Origin of the sequence: Jatrophihabitans lederbergiae (genome assembly GCF_031845305.1) — a bacterium.
Classification (GTDB): domain Bacteria; phylum Actinomycetota; class Actinomycetes; order Mycobacteriales; family Jatrophihabitantaceae; genus Jatrophihabitans_A; species Jatrophihabitans_A lederbergiae.
Genome location: NZ_JAVREH010000282.1, coordinates 1 through 251, shown reverse-complemented (window position 1 = coordinate 251; position 251 = coordinate 1). Strand labels below are relative to the sequence as shown.

Sequence of the window (251 nt, the reverse complement as noted above, 5' to 3'; positions counted from 1 at the left end):
TCACTGTGTCATCGATGTCGAGGAACGCGAACTCACCAATCCCGGGCAGCAGCGGCGCGTGCCCGGCCAGGGCGGTCAGGAAATCGGACGCGACCGCATCCAACTGCCGGACATGACCGAAGGTGAACACATGCGGAGCGCAAAGCTCGTCTTCCACGCCCGGGTGGTGATCGATGCTCATGGCTCGGGCATTCATCGCCTTCCGGGACCGCAGCCCACGCTTGGTGGACGCGTTCGCAAGCCCTTACGAA

1 pseudogene is annotated in these 251 nt (G+C 63.7%); it reads right to left on the bottom strand.

The features are described from left to right. Positions 1-181: pseudogene (locus RM423_RS25265) on the bottom strand (IS1380 family transposase); the annotation flags it as partial. Between the last annotated feature and the right edge of the window lie 70 nt (positions 182-251).